Raw genomic sequence first — 22,212 nt, forward strand, 5'->3', positions numbered from 1 at the left:
ATGGCTGAGGTTTTGAACTTCGAGCACAACGGCATTACCGTCAATGCCACTGAATCCCCCGAGGCCATGGGTGGCCTGGGTGACAACGTCATCGGTCTGGTCGGCACCGCGCCGAAAGCCGATCCGCTGATTCCGCGCAACGCACCGTTTCGCATCAACAGCTTCACCACTCACGCGCTGCTCGATCCGACCGGCGCCGAAGAGGGCACGCTGTACCACGCGGTTTACCAGATCCTCAAAGTGGTGAAAGTGCCGGTCTATGTGGTGATCGTTGAAGCGGGCGCGACCCCGGCTGACACCGTTAACGCGGTGATCGGCGGTGTTGATCCAACCACCGGCCGCAAGCTCGGTCTGGCCGCACTGGGCAGTGTTCCGGAAGACCTGACCATCATCGGCGCGCCGGGCTTCACCGGCACCAAAGCGGTGGCCAGCGAGTTCGCTTCGTTCGGCAAGCGTATCAAGGCCCGTGTGGTACTGGACGGCAAAGACGCTTCGGTCGCTGATCAAGTGGCTTACAGCCAGGAACTGGGCGGCGCCGACCTCGGTTTCGACCGCTGCCTGGTGGTGCACAACATGCCGGCGGTGTACTCGAAAGCGGCGAAGAAAAATGTCTTCCTCGCGCCGTCCAGCCTGGCGATTGCCGCACTGGCCAAGGTCAAGCAGTGGGAGAGCCCGGGCAACCAGGTGACTTATGCCGAAGACGTGTCCCGGGTCGTTGAATACAACATCCTCGACACCTCCACCGAAGGCGATCTGCTCAACCGCTACGGCGTGAGCTACTACGCCCGCACTGTGCTCGGCGGCTTCTCGCTGCTGGGTAACCGTTCGATCACCGGCAAGTTCATCAGCTACGTCGGCCTCGAAGATGCGATCAGCCGCAAGCTGGTCAAGGCCGGTCAGAAAGCCATGGCCAAGAACCTGACCAAATCCTTCATGGATCAAGAGGTCAAGCGCATCAACGACTGGCTGCAGACCCTGGTCGCCGACGAAACTATTCCTGGCGGCAGCGTCTACCTGCACCCGGAACTCAACAGCGTCGAGAAGTACAAGAACGGCACCTGGTACGTGGTCATCGACTATGGCCGCTACGCGCCGAACGAACACATGGTTTATCAACTCAACGCCCGCGATGAAATCATCGAGCAGTTCCTGGAGGACGTTCTCTAATGTTTACCAACCGCGTAAGACAGGCCATCGCGGCCACCCTGCAAGGTTTGCCGTTGTCGGCGACCGTGGAAGAGTTCACTCCGCCGAAGATCGAATTCGACGTGGAAGAAATGCGTGGCGGCCGCTTCATCGTCGAAGAAATGGCCAAGGGCGGTAAAGCGCTCAACGCCAAGCTGACCCTGCAAGGCATGGGCGCAGAAGTCATGCTCGCACTGGGCGTGAAGCTGGGCGACGACATCCTGCTGAACGTGCGTGAAGCCGGTCAGGATCAGGACGGCAACACCTGGTTCACCTACCACACCGTCGGCGGCAAGCTGAAATCCCTTGAAGAAACCGCAGTGAAAATGGGCGAGAAGCCCAAGACCAACCTGGAGCTGTCCTGCCGCACCTACAACCGCCTGGAAAACGGCGTGCCGGTGATCGACATCGACGTGCGCACCCAGAAATTCGTGCTCAACGGCGTCGACATCCTCGGTGATGCGCGTCGTGCGGTGCTGATGCCGTAACCCCCGGCTTACAGGCAATTACAAAACCCTGTGGGAGCGAGCTTGCTCGCGAAAGCGGTCTGTTGTTCAACATTGATGTTGACTGACCCGACGCCTTCGCGAGCAAGCTCGCTCCCACAGTGGATCTAAACGAATCACCAAGGAATTCATACATGTCGTGGATGCCACCCAAGCATGACCTGCTGTCGCCGATCAGCGGTGACGACGGCGCGCAGATCGAACAGATCCAGCTCAAGCCGCTGTTCTACGCCGCACAGAAAGAAGCGCTGGAACGCGCCGGCGATGATGAAGACGATCAGTTCTTCGAACTGGCGCTGCTCGCCACCGGCCTGTCGGTCAAGGAACTCGACCAGTTGAAACGCCCGGACTACGTGAGCATCGCCCAATACGTGCACGAGATGTCGACCCGTCCGACGGCGTACTTTCTGGAGCAGGTCGAGGACGCGGAAAAGTCCGACGATCCTGACGAAGTGCAACTGCTGCAACCGCTCGCCGTGACCGGTCGCACCGTGACCTCGCTGTCGCTGGAAATGCCCGCACTGCGCGCCACCAAAGTGATGAAGAAATTGAAAACGGCCAAGGAACGCGCCGAGTTCATCACCGCCCACTGCACCGGTCTGATGATCCCCGATCTGGCCCATTTGAGCGTCCCGGACTGGACCCAGTTGCAGGTGCGCATCGACGATTTTTTAAACCAGCCGGCGGCCTACTTTCGGAACGCGACATCGAAGTAATCCTCGATATCGTCCCGCTCATTTACCCGGTAAGTGAAGCGGAGATTCTGGAATGGGACGCCGAAAAGGCGTTGCGCCGCTACGACATAGCGATCACTCGCCTTGGCGTGAAACAGGAGTAGAGCGGCATGGCAGAGAGTAAATATGCGCTCGCATACGCCGGTGAGAGTGGCAATACGGCGGACGCGCTGCCGACCAACCTCGGCAAATCACTACAGGATCTGAACCTGACATTGTCCCTGGCAAGCGTGGATATTCGCTTGCTGACTCAGGAGCAGATCAAGCTGCGAGAGCTGCTGGTCAGCCAGCAATCGTTGTTCAAGGTCGTCGCGGCAGCACCAGCCGCCAACAGTGAGCCGAAGTCAAAACTCAAGGCGGAAATCGAGCAGCGTCCGCCACCGAAAAAGCTGCAATCGGCGATGGCTAACGAGACCGCGCTGGTTGAGCTCAATCAGTTGATTGGGCTCAACAAAGACCAGCTTCAAGCGCATTCAGAGCAAACCCTCGAACTCGCGACTCAGCGATCAGTTGCAGCCAGTGGCGCGACTGGTGCGGATCTGTTGCAAATCCAGCAGGTCGGGGCGCGATCTGGTATTGCCGACGGCGCCAAGGGTGATCAGCGAGCGACAGAGCTAAGAGCGTATTCCGGCGACGCGGCGATCAATGCCACAGCCTTCCGGATTGACGTCAAGGCCGCGGGGGAAATGCTCGCGGTCTGGCGTTCCTCCTTGAAGCTGGATCGATACCAGGGACAGGATCTGGCCGATGCGGTCAGTTACCTGGGCAGCAGCGGTCTGGATGCCAAGCCTGCCGATATCGGCGCGGTCGTACAACGCTCGGGCGAGAGTGCTGTTGCATCGGGAATGACACCGGAACAGGTGGCAGCGTTTGCCACTGCGCTGTTGAACAGCGGGGCCGACAAGGACGGTGCCACTGCGGCATTGAAGAGCTTTACGTCGGTCTTCGGCAAAGGAAACGCGGCGTCAACCGAACAGCGTTCGGCGATGACCCGGTTGCACTTGGACCCCGATTCGTTACCTGAGAAGATGCGCACGGATGCGCCAGGTGCCATTGATTCGGTGCTCGCGGCGCTCGCTAAACAATCCGTACCCGAACGTGCAGCCACAGCGAAGACGCTGTTTGGCGAGAGCAGTACCAGCATTCTTGAGTTGTTGAAGAAGCCCGACGACGTCAAGACAGCCTTCACGCGAGTGTCCGACAAGCACCAATATGCAACCTCGGAGCTGGGTTCCGGCGGCGGTGCCGCGACGAAAACGGCCGAAGCCTTTGGCGATACGTCACAAGGGCGCTGGAATGCGCTGGATGCGAGTCTTAATCGCTTGTCGACAGCGGTGGGAAATGCACTCGCGCCCGTGACTGACGCGTTGGCAGTGTCGCTAACGGCTGTGGTCAATGGCTTGAGTTCAGCGGCTGAAGCACTGCCGTTTCTGGCGGCTGGTCTCACACTTGCCGGTGTGGCCGCCATGCCGTTCGTCGGTGGTGTACTGAAGACCGGGGTCGCCTCGGTGCTGGATGCGGTCAACTCGAAACTGTTGCGTCTGGCGACGGCGCGATTGCCCGCCGATATTGCCGATGTGATCAATGGCGGTGACGACGGCGGCGAGGGGCCTAAAAGAAAGCGCGCCGGTCGACGCGCATCTTCCAGCGCGCGGTCTCGTGTTCCTTCCTCTGGCGCCGGTCGAGGCGGACGTTTGAGCACGATGACGGCCAAAATCGCCCCGATGTTTGACGATGCGATAACCCGCGTGAAAATGGTCGGTGAGATGGCCAAAAGCATGCGCCCGAGTTGGCTCAACGGCGCGACCGCCAAGCTCATGCCGCTGGTCGAGGGTGCCAAATCCAAGCTTCTACCGCCGCTGGTCAAATCATTGCCCGCCTTCAAGATGGGCGCGCCGCTGGCGATTGGTCATGCCGCTTACGCGGGTTTGAAGGGCTGGCGTGACGGCGATGATCAAGCTGTCAAAGGTGCTGCCGGCGAGTTGGCTGGAACTGCGATTGGCGCCACGATCGGCTCGTTCATTGCACCTGGTATTGGCACATTCATCGGCGGCACTCTGGGCGGAATGCTCGGCTCCTATGTGGGGGAACAATGGGGGAAACCTGCCGAGGACAAACTCGCGCCCCCCGCGCAAGTGGCCAAGGATCTGTCCAGCGCACAGACGCTACTCACCAATAACACCTACTCGCCGTTGGTGCAGATCAGCGGCAGTGATGCGCTCAATGCCGAAAAAATCGGCGATGTGGTTTCGCAGGTCATGCGCAACCATTTCGATACCGCATTCACACCCGCTGCAGGCACCAACGCTCTCGCCACCCGCCGTGACGCAGCCCTCACCGATGGAGTCGCCTGATGAAACAACAAATGGCACTGGGCAGTTTCATCTTCGGCCTGTCGCGCAACTTTGCGTACCACCAGCTGCTGCGCAAGGCCGACGGTGGCTGGGCCGAAATACAGATCCTGACCAGTAAACCCAAATCCAGTCAGACCGGGCAAAAACCGGAAACCCTGACCATCACCGGCAAGTCGATGTACGCCGTAGCCATGGACCGGCTCGATGAGTTGCGCACCTTGCAGGCATTGCGCATACCACTGCCATTGATCGATGGCATCGGTCGCAACTGGGGTTTGTGGCGGATCAATTCGGTTCAGGAAACGCAAACCCAGATCATCGATGACGGCACGGCAATGGTCGTCGATTGGGTCATCGAGCTAGCGGAGTTCAACAATGCGTAAGGTCCGAAGCATGGCCGGTGATTCGGTGAATCTGCTGCTCTACCGCGAAACCGGGCGCAGTGATGACGCCGCCGAAGAAGCTCTGTGGAAACTCAACCCGACCCTGGCCGAGCACGGCCCGATCCTGCCCGCGGGCGTTTGGGTCACGTTGCCGGAGCTCGATTCGAAACCGGCCACGATCAAACCACTCACGGCCTGGGATTAAGGAGGTTGCATGACACTGGGTTTTACGCCGGTCGTTAAGATTTACGGCGCAAACGCGGATCTGCTCAATCAACGCCTGATCAGTTGGGAGCACATCGACGCTGCCGGTTTCGAGTCCGATCAATTGACCTTGACGATTGATCTTGAAGGCCTCGAAGGGCTGCCGAATCTGGGTGGAAAAATCGGCCTTGAGGTCGGTTATCTGGAATCGGGAATGGTCGACAAGGGCCAGTTCAAAGTGACGCGCCTGACGCCGACGCTGTTCCCGTTTCGCCTGACGCTGGTGGCCACGGCGGCGCCGTTCAGCAAGGATGACGAGACGGGCTTCAAGCAACGTCGCACGGCCAGTCATGGCCCGACAACACTGGGTTCGCTGTTTCGCGATCTGGTATCGAGCCATGGCTTTTCACCGCGCGTTGCGCCCGAGGTGGCGATGATCAGGATTGAGCACGTCGACCAGTCCAACGAAACCGACATGAGCTTTCTGACGCGCCTGGCGAAAAAGTACAACGCGGTGACCAAACCCTACAACGACGTGTACGTGCTGGCCCGTCCCGGCCAGACCAAATCGTTGTCGGGCCAGGTGCTGGCGGACGTGACATTGTCGGTGACCAGCAACAACCGTCCCGGCGATCACGCGTTCGTCAGCGCCACGCTGGAGGAGTCTGCCCGCGAGCAGACCAAGGGTTGCAAGACCTGTTTTTGGGATGGCGCTGCAGGTGTGTTGCGCTGGGTTGAAACAGGAATCGCGCCGTTCAAGACCCTCCGCCAGAAGCAACCCACTGAAGCCGATGCAATCGCCGTCGGCGAGGGCGAAGTGCGCAAGATGCTCCGCCAGAAGTACAAGGTGAAAATCACTTGTCCCGGCAATCCACTGCTGGCGGCCGAAGGTCTGGTGCTGCTCGATGAGACCTGGCCGGACTTCATGCGTGGGCGTTGGTCGATCGAAAAAGTCACCGCCAGCGGCAATCGCGAGAACAGCTATCGCTGCGTGATCGATGCCGCGTGCCTCGATCCGAAAGCCGAAGCCAAGGACTGATTCCCCGCTTTGTCACTGCGATGAAGATCCCTGTGGGAGCGGGCTTGCCCGCGAAGAGGCCAGCCCATTCAAAAGAGATGCCGGTTGATCCACCGCCATCGCTGGCAAGCCAGCTCCCACAGGTTTTGCAGTGTTCTGCAGACCGCTTTTCATTCAACTCTGGAACACAACCATGAAGATCACCCCGATCCTCACGCAACTGCGTGGGCAATGCCCAAGCCTTGCCAATCACATTGCGGTGGGCATCGATCTGGCGTTGCTGCAAGGCAATGCCGATCTGCCAACACCCTCGGCCCACGTGCTGCCCCTGGCGGATCTCGCCAGCAACAGCACCGCACAAAACCTCACCACCCAACCGATTCGTGACCGCTTCGAAGTCGTCCTCGCGCTTGACGCAACCGACGCTACAAAAGCGCTGGATCTGTTGCACGACCTGCGCGCCGAACTGTGGCGCGCGCTAGTGGGATTCAAGCCGGGCAATGACTACAGCGCCATCGTCTACGACGGCGGCGAGATGGTCTCGATCAACAGCAGCCGGGCCTTCTATCGGCTGCGCTTTTTTGCCGAGTTCCAGCTCGGCCGCAATCTGCCGAGTCAGCCTGCGGAGAGTTGGCACGAACGTGAACTGGACGGTTTGTCGTCCTTTACCGGGGTCACCGTGCGGGTCGATGCGATCGACCCGGCCGACCCCAATCTGAAACACCCGGGCCCTGACGGGCGCGTGGAACTGACTTTCTCTGGAGACGTAACCCCATGAGCAATCGCATCACCGTACTGCCGGCCGCTGGCCGTGCCGTGCCTGACCCGGAGGCGGGCGATCTGCTGCCCCTCGAAGGCCGTGAAGTGCTGGACAGCGCCTGGTGGCGCCGACGTCTGGCCGACGGCGATATCACAATCAAAACCGTAAAAGTCAAAGCACAGGGAGCCAAATAATGGCGATCGGATTCAGCAACATCCCCGCGGACATTCGTGTACCGCTGTTCTATGCCGAAATGGACAACTCGGCCGCTAATAGCGCGACATCGACCATGCGCCGTTTGATCGTCGCTCAGGTCAACGACAATATCGCCCCGAGCGAAGTCGGCAAACTGGTGCTGGTCTCCAGCGTCGCGCTGGCAAAAAGCATCGGTGGTCAGGGCTCGATGCTCGCCTCGATGTACGAGACCTTCCGCAAGGCCGACCCGATCGGCGAGATCTGGTGCCTGCCGCTGCACAACACTGAAGGCGCGATCGCCAAAGGCGTGCTGACCCTGACTGGCACTGCGACTCAGGCTGGCGTGCTCAACCTGTACGTCGCTGGTGTGCGGGTGCAGGCCACCGTGGTCAACGGTGCCACCGCTGCTCAGGCAGCCACCGCACTGGCACAGAAAATCAACGCCACGGCCGATCTGCCGGTGAGCGCTGCCGCTGCCGAAGGTGTAGTGACCCTGAGCGCCAAGTGGACCGGCGACAGCGGTAACGACATCAGCCTGCAGTTCAATCGCCTGGGCAAGAGCAACGGCGAAGAAACCCCGGCCGGCCTGACCACCGCGATCACCGCCATGACCGGTGGTGCCGGTGTGCCTGACCAGGTCGCAGCCGTGGCTGCACTGGGCGACGAGCCGTTCGAGTTCATCGCACTGCCGTGGTCGGATCTGTCGACCCTCAACACCTGGCAAGCGGTGATGGATGACAGCACCGGTCGCTGGTCGTGGGCCAAGCAACTGTTCGGTCACGTCTACAGCGCCAAGCGTGGCACCGTTGGCACTCTGGTCGCCGCAGGCCAGGGCCGCAACGACCAGCACATGACCATTCAGGCGCTGGAGCCGGGCGTACCGCAACCGTTCTGGGTACAAGCTGCCGCACTGGCTGCGCGCACCGCGGTGTTCATCTCCGCCGATGCCAGCCGTCCGACGCAAAGCGGCAGCCTGCCGGGCGTTGATCCGGCACCGGCCAGCGAGCGTTTCACCCTGACTGAGCGTCAGTCGCTGCTCAACTACGGCATTGCCACCGCGTACTACGAAGGCGGTTACGTGCGCATCCAGCGTTCGATCACCACCTACCAGAAGAACGCTTACGGTCAGGCCGACAACTCCTACCTGGACAGCGAAACCATGCACCAGTCGGCGTTCATCGTGCGTCGTCTGCAAAGCGTGATCACCAGCAAATACGGGCGCCACAAACTGGCCTCCGATGGCACCCGTTTCGGCGCCGGTCAGCCGATCGTGACGCCAGCGACCATTCGCGGCGAGCTGATCGCGCAGTACGCCAAGCTGGAACTGGAAGGCCACGTGGAGAACGCCGAGCTGTTCGCCGAGCACCTGATCGTCGAGCGCGACGTGCAGGACCCGAGCCGCGTGAACGTGCTGTTCCCGCCGGATTACATCAACGGTCTGCGCGTGTTCGCACTGCTCAACCAATTCCGTCTGCAATACGACGACGCGGCCTGATCGCCGCGTTAGGCCGTAAGCATTCAGCCCACCTCGGTGGGCTTTTTTATTTGAAGGGAGTAACACCATGGGTCAAGTGATTGCAGGCACCTGCTACGTCAAAGTCGACGGTGCACAACTGACTATCAACGGCGGCTGCGAAGCCCCGCTGATGGCCGTCAAACGCGAAACCGTCGTACCGGGCTTCTACAAGGAAACCGACGTTGCGCCGTCGTTCAAAGTGACCGCGCTGCACACCGCCGACTTCCCGCTGAAGAAGCTGATTGAAGGCACCGACATCACCGTCACCTGCGAATTCAGCAACGGCAAAGTCTACGTGCTGGCCGGTGCCTATCTGGTCGAAGAACCGGTTTCCAAGGGGGATGACGCCACCATCGAACTGAAATTCGAAGGCATCAAGGGGACCTGGCAATGAGCGGCGCCGTGAAGCTTCAGGTTGCGATCGAAGCTCACGGCGAGCCCCTGACCGAACTCGTCCTGCGCCGCCCGACGGTGCAGGAAGTGCGAGCGATCAAGGCGCTGCCGTACAAGATCGACAAGAGCGAAGAAGTCAGCCTCGACATGGACGTGGCGGCCAAATACATCGCCGTGTGCGCCGGCATCCCGCCGTCGTCGGTCAACCAGCTCGATCTGGCTGACCTCAACGCGCTGAGCTGGGCCGTTGCGAGTTTTTTCATGAGTGCGGCGTCGGAGCCATCACCGACCTGATCGCAGTCGCCTATGACCTGGCCTGGTTCTGGAAGGTTGACCCCGAACAGATGATGGCCAGGCCACTGGATGTGCTCCGCGAATCGCTGGAGCACGCGCAACGGATCAATGCGATGCAGCAGGTGCAGTGATGGCAGACGAAGAAAAGAAAGTGCAAACACCGGTGCTGATCACGGGCATCGATGAACTGTCGCCCAAACTCGGCGCCCTGCGAGTAAAGGTCGAGAGCTTCAAGAAAAATCTCGAACAGACCGGACTTGGCAAGCTCGATATCAGTGGTCTGTTCAAGGGCGGCAGCGTGATCACGCCGTTCGTGGACGGGATCAAGTCGGCGGCGGCGTTTCAGGGCAAATTGACTGAAGTCAGCGAGACGGCGAAAACCGTGGATCTGCCTGCCGCACCGAAAGTCGCTGCGCAGAACATGAACGTGTTCAGTGCGTCGATGGAGAAGGTTTCCACGGCGGTGAATGCCGCGCTGGTGCCAGCGGTGGGCGCGGTGGTCGTCGGACTTGAGCCAATGCTGACTCAGTTCGGCAGCCTGCTTGCCGACAACCCGAAACTGGTGGAAGGCCTGGCTGCGGGGGCAATTGCCTTCTCGGCGATGCAAACCGCTGTCACCGGCGCCACGCAAGTGTTCGATGTCATGAGCATGGTGCTCAAGACCAATCCGATCATGCTGATCGCCATGGGCATCGCGGTGGCGGCCGGTTTGATCTATGCCAACTGGACACCAATCAGCGCGTTCTTCACCGGCATGTGGGAAAGCGTGAAAAGCGCCGGGGCGAGTACCATGGCGATCTTGCGCTCGGTGCTCGACTGGCAACCGCTCGATACGCTGGCGGCGCTTTGGCAACCCGTCACGGGCTTCTTCTCGGGGATCTGGGACAAGGTCAAAGCGGTCACCCGCCCGGTAGTCGACTTTTTCAAAACGGTTTTCTCCTGGACACCGTACGGCATGATCCTCGACAACTGGGGGCCGCTGACCGGACTGTTTTCGGCGATATGGGAACTGCTCAAGGCCTTGAGTGTGCCGGTGATGACGTTCCTCAGAAACCTGTTCAATTTCTCGCCGATGCAGATGATCAACAGTGCGTGGGGCGGTGTTGTCAGGTTTTTCGAACCGATGTTCAGCGGCCTGCGAAAAGTCGCGCAGCCGGCTAAAGAGTTTCTGGTGTCGTTGTTCGATTTCTCACCCATGCAGATGATCACCAGCGCGTGGGGCGGTGTTGTTGCGTACTTCCAGCCGGTGTTGACGACGCTGCAATCGGCTGTGCAAAGCACCCGGGATACATTGCGGGCACTGTTCGATTATTTCCCGATGGAAATGATCACCAGCGCATGGGGTAGTGTCGTCGGGTACTTCGAACCGATCTGGACGGCACTGCAAACGTCAGTGCAGCGGGTCAAAGGCTTTTTCACCAGCCTGTTCGAGTGGTCGCCGCTGGAGCAGATTGCTCAATACTGGCAGCCGGTCGGCGAAGTCTTTTCGGCGCTGTGGGATGTTGTGCTGGCAGCGTCTGCGCCGGTCGTGGACTTTCTGCACACCCTGTTCGAATGGAAACCTCTGGACCAGATCATCGAGAGCTGGGGGCCGATTGTCGGGTGGTTCGGCGAGTTGTGGCAAAAGCTGCAAACCGTCATCGCGCCGATCAAGGAGCTGTTCGACGGAGGTTTCGCCGGGTTGATCGCCAAGGTCACCGGCAAGGTCGAAACTCTGACCCAGGCGCAGCGCCAGACCAATGCCGAAGGCAAGGGTGAGCTGGCGCCGGCATTCTTTGGCGCGAGTACCGCAACTGCTGGAAACGGAGCGCTGCAAGGCGGATCGCTGCCGCAATCCTCCAGTGCCCTGATCCAGCAAAGCGCTGCCAATAACCGCACGCAACTCGAAGGCGGTCTGACCGTGCGCTTCGAAAATGCACCAGCCGGGCTGCGTACCGATCAACCACAAACCAATCAACCGGGCCTGGCGCTGTCTTCGCGCATCGGCTATCGCTCGCTGTCGGCAGGAGGTTCCAATGAACTGGCGTGACCGTTTGTTGCCAGCATCGTTTCGCGGTGTCGGGTTCTGGATCGACCAGGCGAAAACCCCGGTCGGTCGCAAAGGTCAGTTGCACGAATATCCGCAACGCGACCTGCCGTATTTCGAGGATCTGGGCCAGCAGGCCAAGACCCACGACATCACGGCGTTCATCATCGGTGCCGATTGCCTGGAGCAGCGCGACAAGCTGCTGAAGGCCTTGGAGGCGGGCAGTGGTGAACTGGTGCATCCGTGGCTGGGGCGCCTGCAAGTCAAGGTCGGTGAATGCGACATGACCCACACCCGCCAGGACGGCGGGTTGGTGACGTTCAGCCTGAAGTTCTATCCCGATCGGCCGCTGCCGTTTCCGACCGCCACGGTCAGTACGCAAAAAGTCCTGTTGGCCAAGGCCGACACGCTGCTGGGTTCGGCAGTGGCGCGCTTCGAACAGGCGATGACGTTGATCAAGGCTGCGCGGATCGGCATCGCCAATCTGCGTAACAGCCTGACCGGCGTCTATGAGGTGATCAAAGAGCAGCTCAAACCGCTGATCGAGCAGTACAAGCAGATCACTGAACTGGTCAAAGCCGTGAAGGAATTGCCCAAGGAAGTGGCGGCGGAGTTCAAGGGCTTGCTCGGCGATATCAAGGAGCTGAAGGCGTTCGCGAAGGAGGGCTACCGTGGCGTGATTGCCGACGTGTCCCAACAACTCGAAGCCATCCGCAAGTTGGATGCGCCGAAGATCACCACCGGCAAGGACACCAACGCGGCGGCGCAAGCCATGGCTGATCTGGTGCAGGACACCATGCTGGTGAAAGTGGCGCAGTGGGTCGCGTCGATGCCGGTGGCGACCCCTCCGGTCAAACTGACGTCGACCGCTTCGGTGGCGCATCAGGCGGATCAACCGGTGACCCGTCAGGAAGTGCCGGTGACCGACGAAATGAAAGCGCTGCAGAAGGCGGTCGGGGTGGCAATTGACCCGATGCTGGATAAGGCCGATCCCAAGCATCACCAGGCAATCAACGATGTGAAGGAAGCGCTGATGGCGCATCTCAAGGCCGTGGCGTCATCCGGTGTGCGACAGGTCACCAAATCGTTCCAGGAAAGCCTGCCGGCGCTGGTTGTGGCCTACAAGCAATTTGCCGATGCCACACGGGTGACTCAAGTGACGCAGAGCAACGCGATGAACCATCCGGGCTTTTCACCCAACGACGTGAAAGTGTCCAGGGAGTGAGCCATGAGCGAGATGGATAACCATGTCACGCTGACCGTTAACAACATGGAATACGGCGGCTGGAAAAGCGTGGAAATCACCGCTGATCTGGAGCGCCAGTTCCGCACCTTCAAACTCGACATCACCTGGCAGTGGCCGGGGCAGACGGTGGATCAACGGATCAAACCGGGTGACCCTTGCGAAGTGAAAATCGGCCAGGATCTGGTGCTCACCGGCTACGTGTTCAAGGCACCGATCAGTTACGACGGACGCCAGATCAGCCTGAGTATCGAGGGCAGCTCCAAGACTCAGGATCTGGTCGATTGCGCAGCCACCAACCGCCCGAATCAATGGCAGGAGCAACCGCTGCTGAGCATCGTCCAGGCTCTGGCGGCGGAGTACTCGCTGTACGTGGTCAACGAAATTCCCGAGACCGCGCGGCTCGCCAAACACACCATCGTGCCGGGCGAAACAGTGTTCCAGTCGATCGACCGATTGCTCTCGCTGTTTCGGGTGTTTTCCACCGATGACGAGCAGGGCCGGCTGGTGCTGGCCAAGCCCGGCAGCGGTGGTCGGGCCAGTGACGCGCTGGAGTTGGGCAAGAACATTCTGTCGGCGAACGCGCCGATGGATCAGAGCCAGGTGTTTTCTGAATACCGGGTGATCGGTCAGCAGAAAGGCTCGGACAAGAAGAGCGGGGCGGCCGTCAGCGAGGTTCAATCCAGCGCGGCTGATCTCAGCTTCAAGCGCCGCCGCACCACGATCATCAACGAGGGTACCGCACTGACGTTCGAGCTGGCCCAGCAGCGCGCCCAATGGGAAAGCGCCACCCGCATGGGCCGGGCCCAGACCACGACCTATCAGGTACAGGGCTGGCGCCAGACCAATGGCGACCTGTGGCGCCACAACACGCTGGTCAAGGTCACGGATCCGGTGCTCGGTTTCGACGGCGACATGTTGATTTCCAAAGTCACGTATTCGTTGTCGGCGCAGGGCTCGGTGACCACGCTGCAAGTGGCGCCGCCGCATACCTTCGATCCTGATCCCATGCCTCCGAAAAAAACCTGAGCCTGACACCGAACCCCTGTGGGAGCGGGCTTGCTCGCGAAAGCGTCAGCAGCTCCAACATCCCATTGACTGACCCACCGCTTTCGCGAGCAAGCCCGCTCCCACATGTTGTCCGTGTCGGGTCTGCTCCCTGAGGACAATTCATGAGCCTACTGACACGCCTGCTGGCGCGCGGCACTGTCGTGCTCGCCAATTCGGCATCCAAGCTGCAATCGCTGCAAATGCGCCTCACCGCCGGCGAGGTAAACGACGACATGGAGCACTTCGAACCCTACGGTTTCACCAGCAACCCGCTGGCCGGCGCCGAAGGCATCGTCACTTTTCTCGGCGGTGACCGTTCTCACGCCATCGCCCTGGTGGTCGCCGACCGTCGCTATCGCCTGCAGGCGCTGGCCTCGGGCGAAGTCGCGATCTACACCGACGAGGGCGACAAAATTCACTTCAAGCGCGGGCGGATCATCGAAATCGAAACCGCCACCCTGAACATCCGCGCCAGCAGCGCCGTGAACTTCGACACGCCGGTGATCAACCAGACCGGCAAGATCGTCTCCACCGGCGATCAACTCGCCGGCGGCATCAGCCAGATCAAACACGTGCACGTCGGCGTGCAGGCCGGCAGCGGCCAGACCGGTGCGCCGGCAGGAGGCAAATGATGTTTATCAGCCAGAACCTCCACGCCGCACTGACCCGCGCCGTGCTCATCAGCCTGTTCACCTGGCGCCGCGCCGCCGATGACGATGCACTCGACGACGAAGAGCGCTTCGGCTGGTGGGGCGACAGTTTTCCCACTGTCGCCGACGACCGCATCGGCTCGCGGCTGTGGCTGTTGCGTCGAGTCAAGCTGACCCGACAGACCCAGATGGACGCCGAGTTCTATGCCCGCGAAGCCCTGCAATGGCTGATCGATGACGGCCACTGCAGCGCCATCGACATCATCAGCGAACGCCTCGACGCCCAGCGCCTGAACCTGCGCACGGTTCTGACCCTGGCCGATGGCGAACGTCTGGACATCAACCCCGATAACAGTTGGCAGGTGATCTATGCCGTTTGAAACCCCTTCGCTGCCGGTGCTGATCAAGCGCACCCAAAGCGACCTGGCCGGCGATTCGCTGCGCCAGTCCGATGCGCAAGTGTTGGCCCGCACCTTGGGTGGCGCGGCTTATGGTCTGTACGGTTATCTCGACTGGATTGCCGAGCAGATCCTGCCGGACAAGGCCGACGAGTCGACCCTGGAACGCATCGCCGCGCTGCGCCTGAACCAGCCACGCAAACCGGCGCAAGTGGCGACCGGCAGCGTCAGCTTCACCGCGACCGCAGGCGCTGTGCTCGACGTCGATACGCTGCTGCAAGCGAGCGATGGCCGTACCTATAAAGTCACCGCTTCACGCACCACCACCAATGGCAGCAACAGCACCACCATCGCCGCGCTCGACGCCGGCAGCCTGGGCAATGCCGACGCCGGCCTGGCACTGACCCCGGTGCAACCGATCGCCGGCGTGGTCGGCAACAGCTTCGTGGTGCTTGCACCCGGCCTCAGCGGCGGCGTGGCGCGAGAAAGCCTGGAGTCGCTGCGCTCGCGGGTGATCCGTTCCTATCGCGTGATCCCCCACGGCGGTGCGGCCAGCGACTACGAGACCTGGGCGCTGGAAGTGCCGGGGGTGACACGGGCCTGGTGTCGTGGCGGCCTGCTCGGGCCGGGCACGGTGACGGTGTTCATCATGCGTGACGAAGACCCGCAACCGGTGCCCAACGATGAGCAACTGGCGGAGGTTCAGGAGTACATCGAACCGCTGCGTCCGGTGACAGCAGAAGTGCATGTGCAGCGGCCGATTCAGGTACCGGTGGTGTATCGCTTCAAGAGCGTCAATCCGGACACCACCGCCGTGCGCGCCGCCGTTGAAGCGCAGTTGCGCGACCTGCATAACCGCGAGGCCGATCTGGGCGTGCCGTTGCTGATCAGCCATATCCGCGAAGCCATCAGCAGCGCCGGCGGTGAGTACGATCACACGCTGACCGCGCCGGCCGCTGACGTGCCTGCGGGGCAAAGCGAACTGCTGACCTTCGGAGGTTGCGTATGGGGGGCATAAGAACCGCCGCGCAATATCAGGCGCAACTGCGCGCGTTGCTGCCCAGCGGCCCGGCGTGGGACCCGGAACGCGTCCCGGAGCTCGAGGAAGTGCTGCAAGGCGTCGCCGTCGAACTGGCCCGCCTCGATGCCCGCGCCGCCGATTTGCTCAACGAGATGGACCCGACCGGCGTCAGCGAACTGGTGCCGGACTGGGAACGGGTGATGGAGCTGCCCGACCCGTGCCTGGGCGCCACACCGCTGTTCGACGACCGCCGCCTCGCGGTACGCCGGCGCTTGCTCGCGGTCGGTAGCCAAGCCGTCGGTTACTACCTCGACATCGCCAAAAGCCAGGGCTACCCCAACGCCAGCATCACCGAGCACGAAGCCCCGCGCATGGGCCGCGCGCGTTTCGGTGCGGCGCACTGGGGCACCTGGGAAGCGCAATTCATGTGGACGCTCAACACCGGCGGCCGCCTGCTGCTCGGTCGGCGCTACGGCGCGAGCTACTGGGGCGAGCGCTTCGGCGTCAACCCGGGCTCGGCACTGGAGTGCCTGATCCACCGCAGTGCGCCGGCGCATACCAAGGTGCACATCAATTATGACTAGGGAGGAATGACGGGATGGATTATCCGAAGAGTGTGCCCAGTGCCGGTTTGGTGAATGGGAAGTTTGTCGATGAAAACCCGCTGACCGGGACGCCGGGGTCACTGATTCCGGCGCGATGGGGCAACAGCGTTACCGATGAAATCATCAACACGATCACTGCCGCCGGACTTGTGCCTGACGAGGGTAACAGCACGCAACTGAGATTGGCGATTTCGGCGATTGTCGAGAAGAACAAAAATGATTCTTTGGCGAGCAAGGATGAGGCCGAAGCAGGTATCAGCAGCAGCCGTCTGATGACGCCGCAGCGCGTTTTCCAAGCGATCGAAAAGAAAGTGGTTCAAGCCACTGAAACGGTTTTGGGCTGGGCGCGGATCGCGACCCAAAGCCAAGTCAATGCGGGGACTGACGACACCGCCATCGTCACACCGAAAAAGCTCCGGTTTGGTGTTTCCTACAGCATTGGCGCGAACGGCTATATCGCCTTTCCGAGTTGGTTGGGGGGCTTCATGATCCAGTGGGTCCTGATCACCATTGCTGCAGATAAAACCTATGCTGCCCAACCTTGGCCGGTGGCTTTCAAGACCCAGTGTGCCGCTACTTGGGCGAGTTATTCGCACGGCGGAAACGCACCCTATTTTGATATCACCACTCCACCCTTGGTGACCTATTTTGATTCTAGCCAGGTGCAGGTTTTGAGTAATTCCGGTGGCACCGGTTTTGTCACTGTGCTGGGAGTGGGGAACTGAAATGAAACGTTTCTATAGCCGCACCACTGGCAACACTTATTTGTCGGGCTATCACACGAGCCTCCCGGGCGATGCCGTTGAAATTGACGACGAGCGTTACGAGTCGGTTATTGCTAACCCTGCAGCCGGAACCGAGCGGTCCCATGACGAGCAAGGTCTGCCGATACTGATCGAGTCGACGCCCCTTTCAGGCGAGCAAGCGCTGATCGAAGCAAAGGCATGGCGCGATAAGGAATTTGATCGCGTGGTCTGGTTGCGTGATCGCCATCGGGACGAAGTGGAATTGATGAAAGCCACCACGCTATCCGACTCTGAATATCTGACCCTGCTGAATTACCTGCAGGCGCTACGGAAGTGGCCCCAGGCGAAGAAATTCCCCTCCAAACGCTCTCGACCGAAAAAGCCTGCCTGGATGACTGCCGAGTGAATGGATGCTGCATTGTCGGCATCGCCCATCAGTGTTCCAGGTAAAGGAAAGTTAACTATGGATTATCCAAAAAGCGTCCCCAGCGTCGGCCTGGTCGATGGCCGCTTTGTCGATGAAAACCCGGTGGCAGGAACCCCGGGTTCGTTGATTCCGGCGGTGTGGGGCAACAGCGTGACTCAGGAGATCCTGAGTGTGATTAACGGCGGCGGGTTGGTGGCTTCTGAAGCTGATACCGGTCAGTTGTACAAGGCGATTCAGTCGATCATCGGCAGAGCGAGCCCGATGCGGTCGGTCATCACCCGATTGGCCGCGTCGAAAACCCTGACCGAGGCCGAGCTTGGCCTTGTGCTGATCGACGGCAGCCCGGGGCCAGTGACCTTGCTGCTGCCACCGGCCAACGCCGCCCTCGGTGTGCGCGACGTGATTGTTCGGCGAGTGGACAACAGCGGCAATCGCATGGTCATCCAGGCCTCAGGTACTGACGGGATTCGTTTTCACACCCATCTGTCGGCCAGCGGTTATCCGTTCTTCGTATTGATGGGCGGCGGTGACTGGTGGCACCTGCGCAGTGATGGGGCCGGGAGCTGGTGGCCGGTCGGCCGTTTCGACAATACCCCGTTGGGGCGACCGTTTTTCGAGACGACTCTGATGCTCAGTCCCGGCGGATATGGTGCATTGAATGGCACCGTGATGAAACGCGCGGAATGGCCGTGGCTGTGGGATCACGCCCAGCAGTCAGGCATGTTGGGAGCCGAAGCCTTACGCGTAGGCTCCGAGGGGAAATGGACCACGGGTGACGGTGCGACGACCTTTCGTGGCCCCGAAGGGCGAGGGGAATTTCTGCGGGTTCTGGATGAGGGTCGTGGTGTGGATGCCGGGCGTGCGATGGGCACTTTTCAGACTGGATCGACGCATTCCTATGCGCAAGGTGCCAATGGCGCAGGCGCTGTGGGCGCGTACTGGTCAGATAGCCTGACCAGTTTTGGCGCGGATACCCGGGAAGAACCGCAATACGTTACGGGATTGATCAACGGTGGTCCGACTTTTCCGGTGAATACCAGTTATCAGAGGGATACCGCAGCAACATTGCTCTACGCCTTCAAATCCCGCCCGCGCAACATCGCCTATCCCGGCCGCATCAAACTCATCTGAGGCACTTTATGTTCAATTATCTATTTGATGGCTCGGGCGCTCTGTCCGGGCCTGTCGAGTTCATTGTCACGCCGGGCATTGGCGTCCAGTTACCCGGTAATGCTGTTGAGCTGGCGTACGAGTTGCCTGAGCCGGAAACCGGTCGTAGCTGGGCACTGATCAACGGTGTACCGCGTGAGGTGATCGATCGCCGTGGCATGGTTTATCGCAAGGATGGCGGCGCCCAACAGATATGGACCGAGCTGGGTGAGTTGCCTGACACCCTGACCGCGCAACCATGGCCAGGTGAGTTCCACACCTGGCGCGACAACGCCTGGGTGCTGGATGAGCAGGCTCGTTTGGCGAGCGCCAGACAGCAATGTCTCGGCCAGCGCGACACATTGTTACGCGATGCCGTCCTGCGCATCGCGCCGCTGCAATACGCCGAAGATATTGGCGATGCCAGCCATGACGAACAACTGCTGCTGATCGAATGGAAGCTCTACAGCGTCGAGTTGAACCGCATCGAAAAGCAGGCTGGTTTCCCTGACGAAATTACCTGGCCGGTCGCTCCCGGCGCAGCCGTAGCCAACTGATTTCAGCACAGGAAGCAGTGCAATGGATTATCCAAAAAGTATTCCCGGCGTTGGCCTGGTCAACGGCGGCTTTGTCGATGAAAACCCGATCGCCGGCTCACCGGGATCATTGATCCCGGCCGCGTGGGGCAACAGCGTCACGCAGGAAATTCTCAACGCGATCAAGGCTGCCGGGCTGACGCCTGACGAAGCCAGAACCGACCAGTTGGCAACGGCCATCGGCGCGTTGGTCGACTTCACCAAACTGAAAAACACCCCGACCACATTGGCCGGTTACGGCATCACCGATGCGGTGGGGCGGTTGTTGGCAGTTCGGCAGATCGAGACGGTCGGGATCACGGTTTACAAGCCCAATCCGAGGGCCAAACGGATTCGCGTGCGATTGGTGGGGGCGGGTGGTTCGGGTGGTGGTTGTGTGCCCATCGCAGCGACGTTTCAAGGAATCGGCGGCGGCGGCGGGGCGGGCGCTTACGGTGAGAGTCTGTATGACGTCACGCCGGAAATGCTCGCGGGTATACCTGTTTCGTTGGGAGCCGGGGGGGCCGCCCGTAATGCGGTCGGCCAAGCGGGGGGCGGTGCATCTTTTGGCTCATACATGAGTGTTTCCGGCGGTATGGGCGGGCAGATGATTTCGGTCCCGACCGGAGCAGGTATGTCCGGTTTTGTGCAAGGTGGCGCGGGAGGCCAAATAGTGACTGGGGGCAATCTCTGCGGTGCGCGAGGTATCCCCGGAACGTATGCGATGTACAACGCCAATTGGGGAGTGCTTTGCGGAGGTGGCGGTCCTAGCCCGTTTGATGGCGGTGGTCCATTGGTGGGTGTGAACGGCACCGGCATCGCCGGCGTTCGAGGTTCGGGCGGCAGCGGTTCCTGCTCGACCAATGCTTCGGCATCTGTCCTCAGCGGCGCTGGCGGCAACGCCTTCTGTGAAATCTGGGAGTACGAATAATGGCTCGTTATGCACGAGTGGAAAATGGTGTCGCGGTCGAACTGATCGACACCGGCGACTACGCGATCACCCAACTGTTTGCCCCCGCTTTCGTTGAGACAATGGTGCAGGTGCCGGAGGGTATGCAGATCGAAATCGGCGCGCCCATCGGCGAACTGCGCCAGGAGATTGCGCCGTTGCCTGTAACGAGCAGTCCGGTCATTACCCCTGAATCAGTCCCCGATGAGCAAGAGCCTCTGGCGGCAGCGCGGCTTTGGCGCCAGTCCAGTCTGTCGGCCACCGAATGGTGGGTGACGCGGCATCGTGACGAGCAGGAACTGGGGCGGGGGACGACGCTCAAGGCTGCGCAGTATCTGGAGTTGCTGGAGTACCGGCAGGCGTTGCGCGATTGGCCGGATTCAAGTGGATTCCCTGCCGTGATTTGCCGGCCTCCGGCACCCGAATGGCTGACCGCGCCCGCTGGCTGAGGTCGGAGTACACGTTTTTTAGATCAGGAGTTGAATAATGGATTTTCCAAAGAATGTTCCCAGCGCGGGACTGGTGAATGGCCAGTTTGTCGATGAGGACCTGCTGGTGGGCAAACCGGGGTCGTTGATTCCGGCGAGTTGGGGCAACGGCGTTACACAAGAGATTCTCGGTGTTGTTCGGGCGGCCGGGATGACCCCTAGCGAGACTTCCAACACGCAGTTGCTGGGCGCTCTGCGTAGCACGCAGCTATTTCAAACCCCGGCGCAATTTGATGTCAGCCGTTCGGTGGCTACTCCTGAGTTTGTGCAGCGGGCGCTGGGTAACTACGCGGGGTCGCGTAGTGTCAATGCTGCGACGCAACTAACTATTGCAGATGTGGGATGGGCGATCGGTTTTGGCGGAGACTTGGCTTACACGGTGAATTTGCCTGATATCAATTCGGTTCCGAATGGGGCTACGTTCACGCTGCATTGCCGTAGTAACGCCGCAGTCACGGTTGCTTGCACAGGCAGTGCGAAGATTAGTCCGCAAGGTGCTTATCTGACATCGATCGTCATGAATAGTGGTGAGAGTGCCACTGTTGTCAGGGAGTACGGGATCTGGGCGGTTCAAGGAACGGCGAGTCTGAAATATGCCGCGTTGTTCTCAGGGGCGTGTGGTAATCCCGGCTATCAGAAGCACGCCAGCGGCAATATTGATCAGTGGGGAACGGTTGTCACAGATGTCAATGGTGAGGCTCTTGCGACCTTTCCAATTTCGTTCCCCAACGCATTTTCCTCTTGTGTGGCCACCCACGTCGGCACTGGCGGAGCGATGGTTATCGTTATGAACGGATCAGGGCAAAAACAAAGCGTCCGCTTGAAAATGCGAGATGCACTTAATGGCGTATCGGCAAACTGGGTTATTAATTACTTCGCAAGGGGCTATTAAATGAACGCTTACAACGTTTTGTTCAGTGCCAGTACACTTGGCGTTTATGTACCGGGGATCAACTCGACGGATATTCCCCTGGACGTAATCGAAATTCCTCAGGCGTATTGGATTTCGCTACTGCAGCAAATGGCGCTTATGCCAAAAGTGATCGGAGTCGATCCTGCGAATGGCTTCCCAATTCTGGTTGATCCAGAGCCTCCATCGGCTGATCAAGCGGCCGATATCGAACGCCACTGGCGCACTGCACAATTGGCTGCCACCGACGGTTTGGTCGCACGTGATCGTGATGAGCTTGAGGACGGTGGCGGCACAACGCTTACCACCGAGCAATACACCGAACTGCAAACCTATCGGCGTGCATTACGTGAGTGGCCGCAAGGAACTTTCTTCCCATTCAGCGAATATCGGCCGGTTTCTCCACGTTGGTTGGCGACAGCACTTTAAGTCA

General features: G+C 60.3%; 27 protein-coding genes. All 27 read left to right on the plus strand.

Features of this window, described 5'->3' with window-relative positions; translation table 11 throughout:
• The 27 genes from NTD85_RS16930 (at position 1) to NTD85_RS17065 (ending at position 22,208) form a co-directional block, all read left to right on the plus strand.
• The gene (locus NTD85_RS16930) at positions 1-1,167 is read left to right on the plus strand and encodes a phage tail protein (protein WP_103484524.1); all 1,167 of its coding nucleotides are present in this window, start codon (positions 1-3) and stop codon (positions 1,165-1,167) included.
• Positions 1,167-1,673, plus strand: coding sequence for a phage major tail tube protein (locus NTD85_RS16935; RefSeq protein WP_027611059.1), 507 nt, complete (start codon positions 1,167-1,169; stop codon positions 1,671-1,673). The genes NTD85_RS16930 and NTD85_RS16935 overlap by 1 nt, the downstream gene beginning before the upstream one ends.
• A 152-nt stretch (positions 1,674-1,825) precedes the next feature.
• Positions 1,826-2,407 carry a phage tail assembly protein gene (locus NTD85_RS16945; RefSeq protein WP_262142737.1) on the plus strand — a complete coding sequence of 194 codons (582 nt, stop codon included), beginning with the start codon at positions 1,826-1,828 and terminating at the stop codon, positions 2,405-2,407.
• Positions 2,408-2,535: 128 nt separating this feature from the next.
• A complete protein-coding gene (locus tag NTD85_RS16950) occupies positions 2,536-4,779 on the plus strand; it encodes a phage tail tape measure protein (protein ID WP_262142738.1) in 2,244 nt (747 codons plus the stop codon).
• The gene (locus NTD85_RS16955; protein ID WP_262142739.1) at positions 4,779-5,162 is read left to right on the plus strand and encodes a phage tail protein; all 384 of its coding nucleotides are present in this window, start codon (positions 4,779-4,781) and stop codon (positions 5,160-5,162) included. The genes NTD85_RS16950 and NTD85_RS16955 overlap by 1 nt, the downstream gene beginning before the upstream one ends.
• Complete coding sequence (locus NTD85_RS16960; RefSeq protein WP_201135671.1) at positions 5,155-5,367, plus strand: tail protein X; 213 nt, start codon at positions 5,155-5,157, stop codon at positions 5,365-5,367. The genes NTD85_RS16955 and NTD85_RS16960 overlap by 8 nt, the downstream gene beginning before the upstream one ends.
• A gap of 9 nt (positions 5,368-5,376) precedes the next feature.
• Positions 5,377-6,405 carry a phage tail protein gene (locus tag NTD85_RS16965; protein ID WP_103484529.1) on the plus strand — a complete coding sequence of 343 codons (1,029 nt, stop codon included), beginning with the start codon at positions 5,377-5,379 and terminating at the stop codon, positions 6,403-6,405.
• A 172-nt stretch (positions 6,406-6,577) separates the two neighbouring features.
• A complete protein-coding gene (locus tag NTD85_RS16970; protein WP_262142741.1) occupies positions 6,578-7,162 on the plus strand; it encodes a hypothetical protein in 585 nt (194 codons plus the stop codon).
• Positions 7,159-7,338, plus strand: a complete 180-nt coding sequence (locus NTD85_RS16975) for a DUF2635 domain-containing protein (protein WP_103484531.1) — start codon at positions 7,159-7,161, stop codon at positions 7,336-7,338. Before NTD85_RS16970 ends, NTD85_RS16975 begins: the two co-directional genes overlap by 4 nt.
• On the plus strand, positions 7,338-8,834 hold the full coding sequence (locus NTD85_RS16980; protein ID WP_262142742.1) for a phage tail sheath subtilisin-like domain-containing protein: 1,497 nt from the start codon (positions 7,338-7,340) through the stop codon (positions 8,832-8,834). The genes NTD85_RS16975 and NTD85_RS16980 overlap by 1 nt, the downstream gene beginning before the upstream one ends.
• Before the next feature lie 67 nt (positions 8,835-8,901).
• A complete protein-coding gene (locus tag NTD85_RS16985) occupies positions 8,902-9,249 on the plus strand; it encodes a phage tail tube protein (RefSeq protein WP_007964335.1) in 348 nt (115 codons plus the stop codon).
• The gene (locus NTD85_RS16990) at positions 9,246-9,542 is read left to right on the plus strand and encodes a phage tail assembly protein (protein ID WP_003222226.1); all 297 of its coding nucleotides are present in this window, start codon (positions 9,246-9,248) and stop codon (positions 9,540-9,542) included. The genes NTD85_RS16985 and NTD85_RS16990 overlap by 4 nt, the downstream gene beginning before the upstream one ends.
• A gap of 130 nt (positions 9,543-9,672) precedes the next feature.
• A complete protein-coding gene (locus NTD85_RS16995; RefSeq protein WP_262142744.1) occupies positions 9,673-11,571 on the plus strand; it encodes a phage tail protein in 1,899 nt (632 codons plus the stop codon).
• On the plus strand, positions 11,558-12,793 hold the full coding sequence (locus NTD85_RS17000; RefSeq protein ID WP_226500515.1) for a DNA circularization protein: 1,236 nt from the start codon (positions 11,558-11,560) through the stop codon (positions 12,791-12,793). Before NTD85_RS16995 ends, NTD85_RS17000 begins: the two co-directional genes overlap by 14 nt.
• Before the next feature lie 3 nt (positions 12,794-12,796).
• Positions 12,797-13,840: a phage baseplate assembly protein gene (locus NTD85_RS17005; RefSeq protein WP_262142745.1), complete on the plus strand. Its 1,044-nt coding sequence runs from the start codon at positions 12,797-12,799 to the stop codon at positions 13,838-13,840.
• A 143-nt stretch (positions 13,841-13,983) separates the two neighbouring features.
• The gene (locus tag NTD85_RS17010) at positions 13,984-14,493 is read left to right on the plus strand and encodes a phage baseplate assembly protein V (RefSeq protein WP_262142746.1); all 510 of its coding nucleotides are present in this window, start codon (positions 13,984-13,986) and stop codon (positions 14,491-14,493) included.
• Positions 14,493-14,891, plus strand: coding sequence for a phage GP46 family protein (locus tag NTD85_RS17015; RefSeq protein WP_047601236.1), 399 nt, complete (start codon positions 14,493-14,495; stop codon positions 14,889-14,891). Before NTD85_RS17010 ends, NTD85_RS17015 begins: the two co-directional genes overlap by 1 nt.
• Positions 14,881-15,927: a baseplate J/gp47 family protein gene (locus NTD85_RS17020; protein ID WP_262142747.1), complete on the plus strand. Its 1,047-nt coding sequence runs from the start codon at positions 14,881-14,883 to the stop codon at positions 15,925-15,927. Before NTD85_RS17015 ends, NTD85_RS17020 begins: the two co-directional genes overlap by 11 nt.
• A complete protein-coding gene (locus NTD85_RS17025) occupies positions 15,915-16,514 on the plus strand; it encodes a YmfQ family protein (protein WP_262142748.1) in 600 nt (199 codons plus the stop codon). Before NTD85_RS17020 ends, NTD85_RS17025 begins: the two co-directional genes overlap by 13 nt.
• A 14-nt stretch (positions 16,515-16,528) precedes the next feature.
• A complete protein-coding gene (locus tag NTD85_RS17030) occupies positions 16,529-17,260 on the plus strand; it encodes a hypothetical protein (RefSeq protein WP_262142749.1) in 732 nt (243 codons plus the stop codon).
• 1 nt (position 17,261) lies between these two features.
• On the plus strand, positions 17,262-17,687 hold the full coding sequence (locus NTD85_RS17035; RefSeq protein WP_041072247.1) for a phage tail assembly chaperone: 426 nt from the start codon (positions 17,262-17,264) through the stop codon (positions 17,685-17,687).
• A 57-nt stretch (positions 17,688-17,744) separates the two neighbouring features.
• Entirely contained in the window at positions 17,745-18,839 is a 1,095-nt protein-coding gene (locus NTD85_RS17040) for a phage tail protein (RefSeq protein WP_262142750.1), read from the plus strand.
• An 8-nt stretch (positions 18,840-18,847) separates the two neighbouring features.
• On the plus strand, positions 18,848-19,414 hold the full coding sequence (locus tag NTD85_RS17045; protein WP_262142751.1) for a tail fiber assembly protein: 567 nt from the start codon (positions 18,848-18,850) through the stop codon (positions 19,412-19,414).
• A 22-nt stretch (positions 19,415-19,436) separates the two neighbouring features.
• Entirely contained in the window at positions 19,437-20,363 is a 927-nt protein-coding gene (locus NTD85_RS17050) for a hypothetical protein (RefSeq protein WP_262142752.1), read from the plus strand.
• Complete coding sequence (locus NTD85_RS17055) at positions 20,363-20,830, plus strand: phage tail assembly chaperone (protein ID WP_262142753.1); 468 nt, start codon at positions 20,363-20,365, stop codon at positions 20,828-20,830. The genes NTD85_RS17050 and NTD85_RS17055 overlap by 1 nt, the downstream gene beginning before the upstream one ends.
• 37 nt (positions 20,831-20,867) lie before the next feature.
• On the plus strand, positions 20,868-21,761 hold the full coding sequence (locus NTD85_RS17060; RefSeq protein ID WP_262142754.1) for a phage tail protein: 894 nt from the start codon (positions 20,868-20,870) through the stop codon (positions 21,759-21,761).
• Positions 21,762-22,208, plus strand: a complete 447-nt coding sequence (locus tag NTD85_RS17065) for a phage tail assembly chaperone (RefSeq protein ID WP_262142755.1) — start codon at positions 21,762-21,764, stop codon at positions 22,206-22,208.
• The last annotated feature ends 4 nt before the right edge of the window (positions 22,209-22,212 follow it).

The sequence above is a fragment of the Pseudomonas sp. 13B_3.2_Bac1 genome (genome assembly GCF_025466205.1).
Lineage (GTDB): Bacteria > Pseudomonadota > Gammaproteobacteria > Pseudomonadales > Pseudomonadaceae > Aquipseudomonas > Aquipseudomonas fluorescens_H.

Excerpts from the sequence above, each read along its gene's own strand:
- NTD85_RS16930 (WP_103484524.1), top strand. The coding sequence starts at position 1 with ATGGCTGAGGTTTTGAACTTCGAGCACAACGGCATTACCGTCAATGCC.
- NTD85_RS16935 (WP_027611059.1), top strand. The coding sequence starts at position 1,167 with ATGTTTACCAACCGCGTAAGACAGGCCATCGCGGCCACCCTGCAAGGT.
- NTD85_RS16945 (WP_262142737.1), top strand. The coding sequence starts at position 1,826 with ATGTCGTGGATGCCACCCAAGCATGACCTGCTGTCGCCGATCAGCGGT.
- NTD85_RS16950 (WP_262142738.1), top strand. The coding sequence starts at position 2,536 with ATGGCAGAGAGTAAATATGCGCTCGCATACGCCGGTGAGAGTGGCAAT.
- NTD85_RS16955 (WP_262142739.1), top strand. The coding sequence starts at position 4,779 with ATGAAACAACAAATGGCACTGGGCAGTTTCATCTTCGGCCTGTCGCGC.
- NTD85_RS16960 (WP_201135671.1), top strand. The coding sequence starts at position 5,155 with ATGCGTAAGGTCCGAAGCATGGCCGGTGATTCGGTGAATCTGCTGCTC.
- NTD85_RS16965 (WP_103484529.1), top strand. The coding sequence starts at position 5,377 with ATGACACTGGGTTTTACGCCGGTCGTTAAGATTTACGGCGCAAACGCG.
- NTD85_RS16970 (WP_262142741.1), top strand. The coding sequence starts at position 6,578 with ATGAAGATCACCCCGATCCTCACGCAACTGCGTGGGCAATGCCCAAGC.
- NTD85_RS16975 (WP_103484531.1), top strand. The coding sequence starts at position 7,159 with ATGAGCAATCGCATCACCGTACTGCCGGCCGCTGGCCGTGCCGTGCCT.
- NTD85_RS16980 (WP_262142742.1), top strand. The coding sequence starts at position 7,338 with ATGGCGATCGGATTCAGCAACATCCCCGCGGACATTCGTGTACCGCTG.
- NTD85_RS16985 (WP_007964335.1), top strand. The coding sequence starts at position 8,902 with ATGGGTCAAGTGATTGCAGGCACCTGCTACGTCAAAGTCGACGGTGCA.
- NTD85_RS16990 (WP_003222226.1), top strand. The coding sequence starts at position 9,246 with ATGAGCGGCGCCGTGAAGCTTCAGGTTGCGATCGAAGCTCACGGCGAG.
- NTD85_RS16995 (WP_262142744.1), top strand. The coding sequence starts at position 9,673 with ATGGCAGACGAAGAAAAGAAAGTGCAAACACCGGTGCTGATCACGGGC.
- NTD85_RS17000 (WP_226500515.1), top strand. The coding sequence starts at position 11,558 with ATGAACTGGCGTGACCGTTTGTTGCCAGCATCGTTTCGCGGTGTCGGG.
- NTD85_RS17005 (WP_262142745.1), top strand. The coding sequence starts at position 12,797 with ATGAGCGAGATGGATAACCATGTCACGCTGACCGTTAACAACATGGAA.
- NTD85_RS17010 (WP_262142746.1), top strand. The coding sequence starts at position 13,984 with ATGAGCCTACTGACACGCCTGCTGGCGCGCGGCACTGTCGTGCTCGCC.
- NTD85_RS17015 (WP_047601236.1), top strand. The coding sequence starts at position 14,493 with ATGTTTATCAGCCAGAACCTCCACGCCGCACTGACCCGCGCCGTGCTC.
- NTD85_RS17020 (WP_262142747.1), top strand. The coding sequence starts at position 14,881 with ATGCCGTTTGAAACCCCTTCGCTGCCGGTGCTGATCAAGCGCACCCAA.
- NTD85_RS17025 (WP_262142748.1), top strand. The coding sequence starts at position 15,915 with ATGGGGGGCATAAGAACCGCCGCGCAATATCAGGCGCAACTGCGCGCG.
- NTD85_RS17030 (WP_262142749.1), top strand. The coding sequence starts at position 16,529 with ATGGATTATCCGAAGAGTGTGCCCAGTGCCGGTTTGGTGAATGGGAAG.
- NTD85_RS17035 (WP_041072247.1), top strand. The coding sequence starts at position 17,262 with ATGAAACGTTTCTATAGCCGCACCACTGGCAACACTTATTTGTCGGGC.
- NTD85_RS17040 (WP_262142750.1), top strand. The coding sequence starts at position 17,745 with ATGGATTATCCAAAAAGCGTCCCCAGCGTCGGCCTGGTCGATGGCCGC.
- NTD85_RS17045 (WP_262142751.1), top strand. The coding sequence starts at position 18,848 with ATGTTCAATTATCTATTTGATGGCTCGGGCGCTCTGTCCGGGCCTGTC.
- NTD85_RS17050 (WP_262142752.1), top strand. The coding sequence starts at position 19,437 with ATGGATTATCCAAAAAGTATTCCCGGCGTTGGCCTGGTCAACGGCGGC.
- NTD85_RS17055 (WP_262142753.1), top strand. The coding sequence starts at position 20,363 with ATGGCTCGTTATGCACGAGTGGAAAATGGTGTCGCGGTCGAACTGATC.
- NTD85_RS17060 (WP_262142754.1), top strand. The coding sequence starts at position 20,868 with ATGGATTTTCCAAAGAATGTTCCCAGCGCGGGACTGGTGAATGGCCAG.
- NTD85_RS17065 (WP_262142755.1), top strand. The coding sequence starts at position 21,762 with ATGAACGCTTACAACGTTTTGTTCAGTGCCAGTACACTTGGCGTTTAT.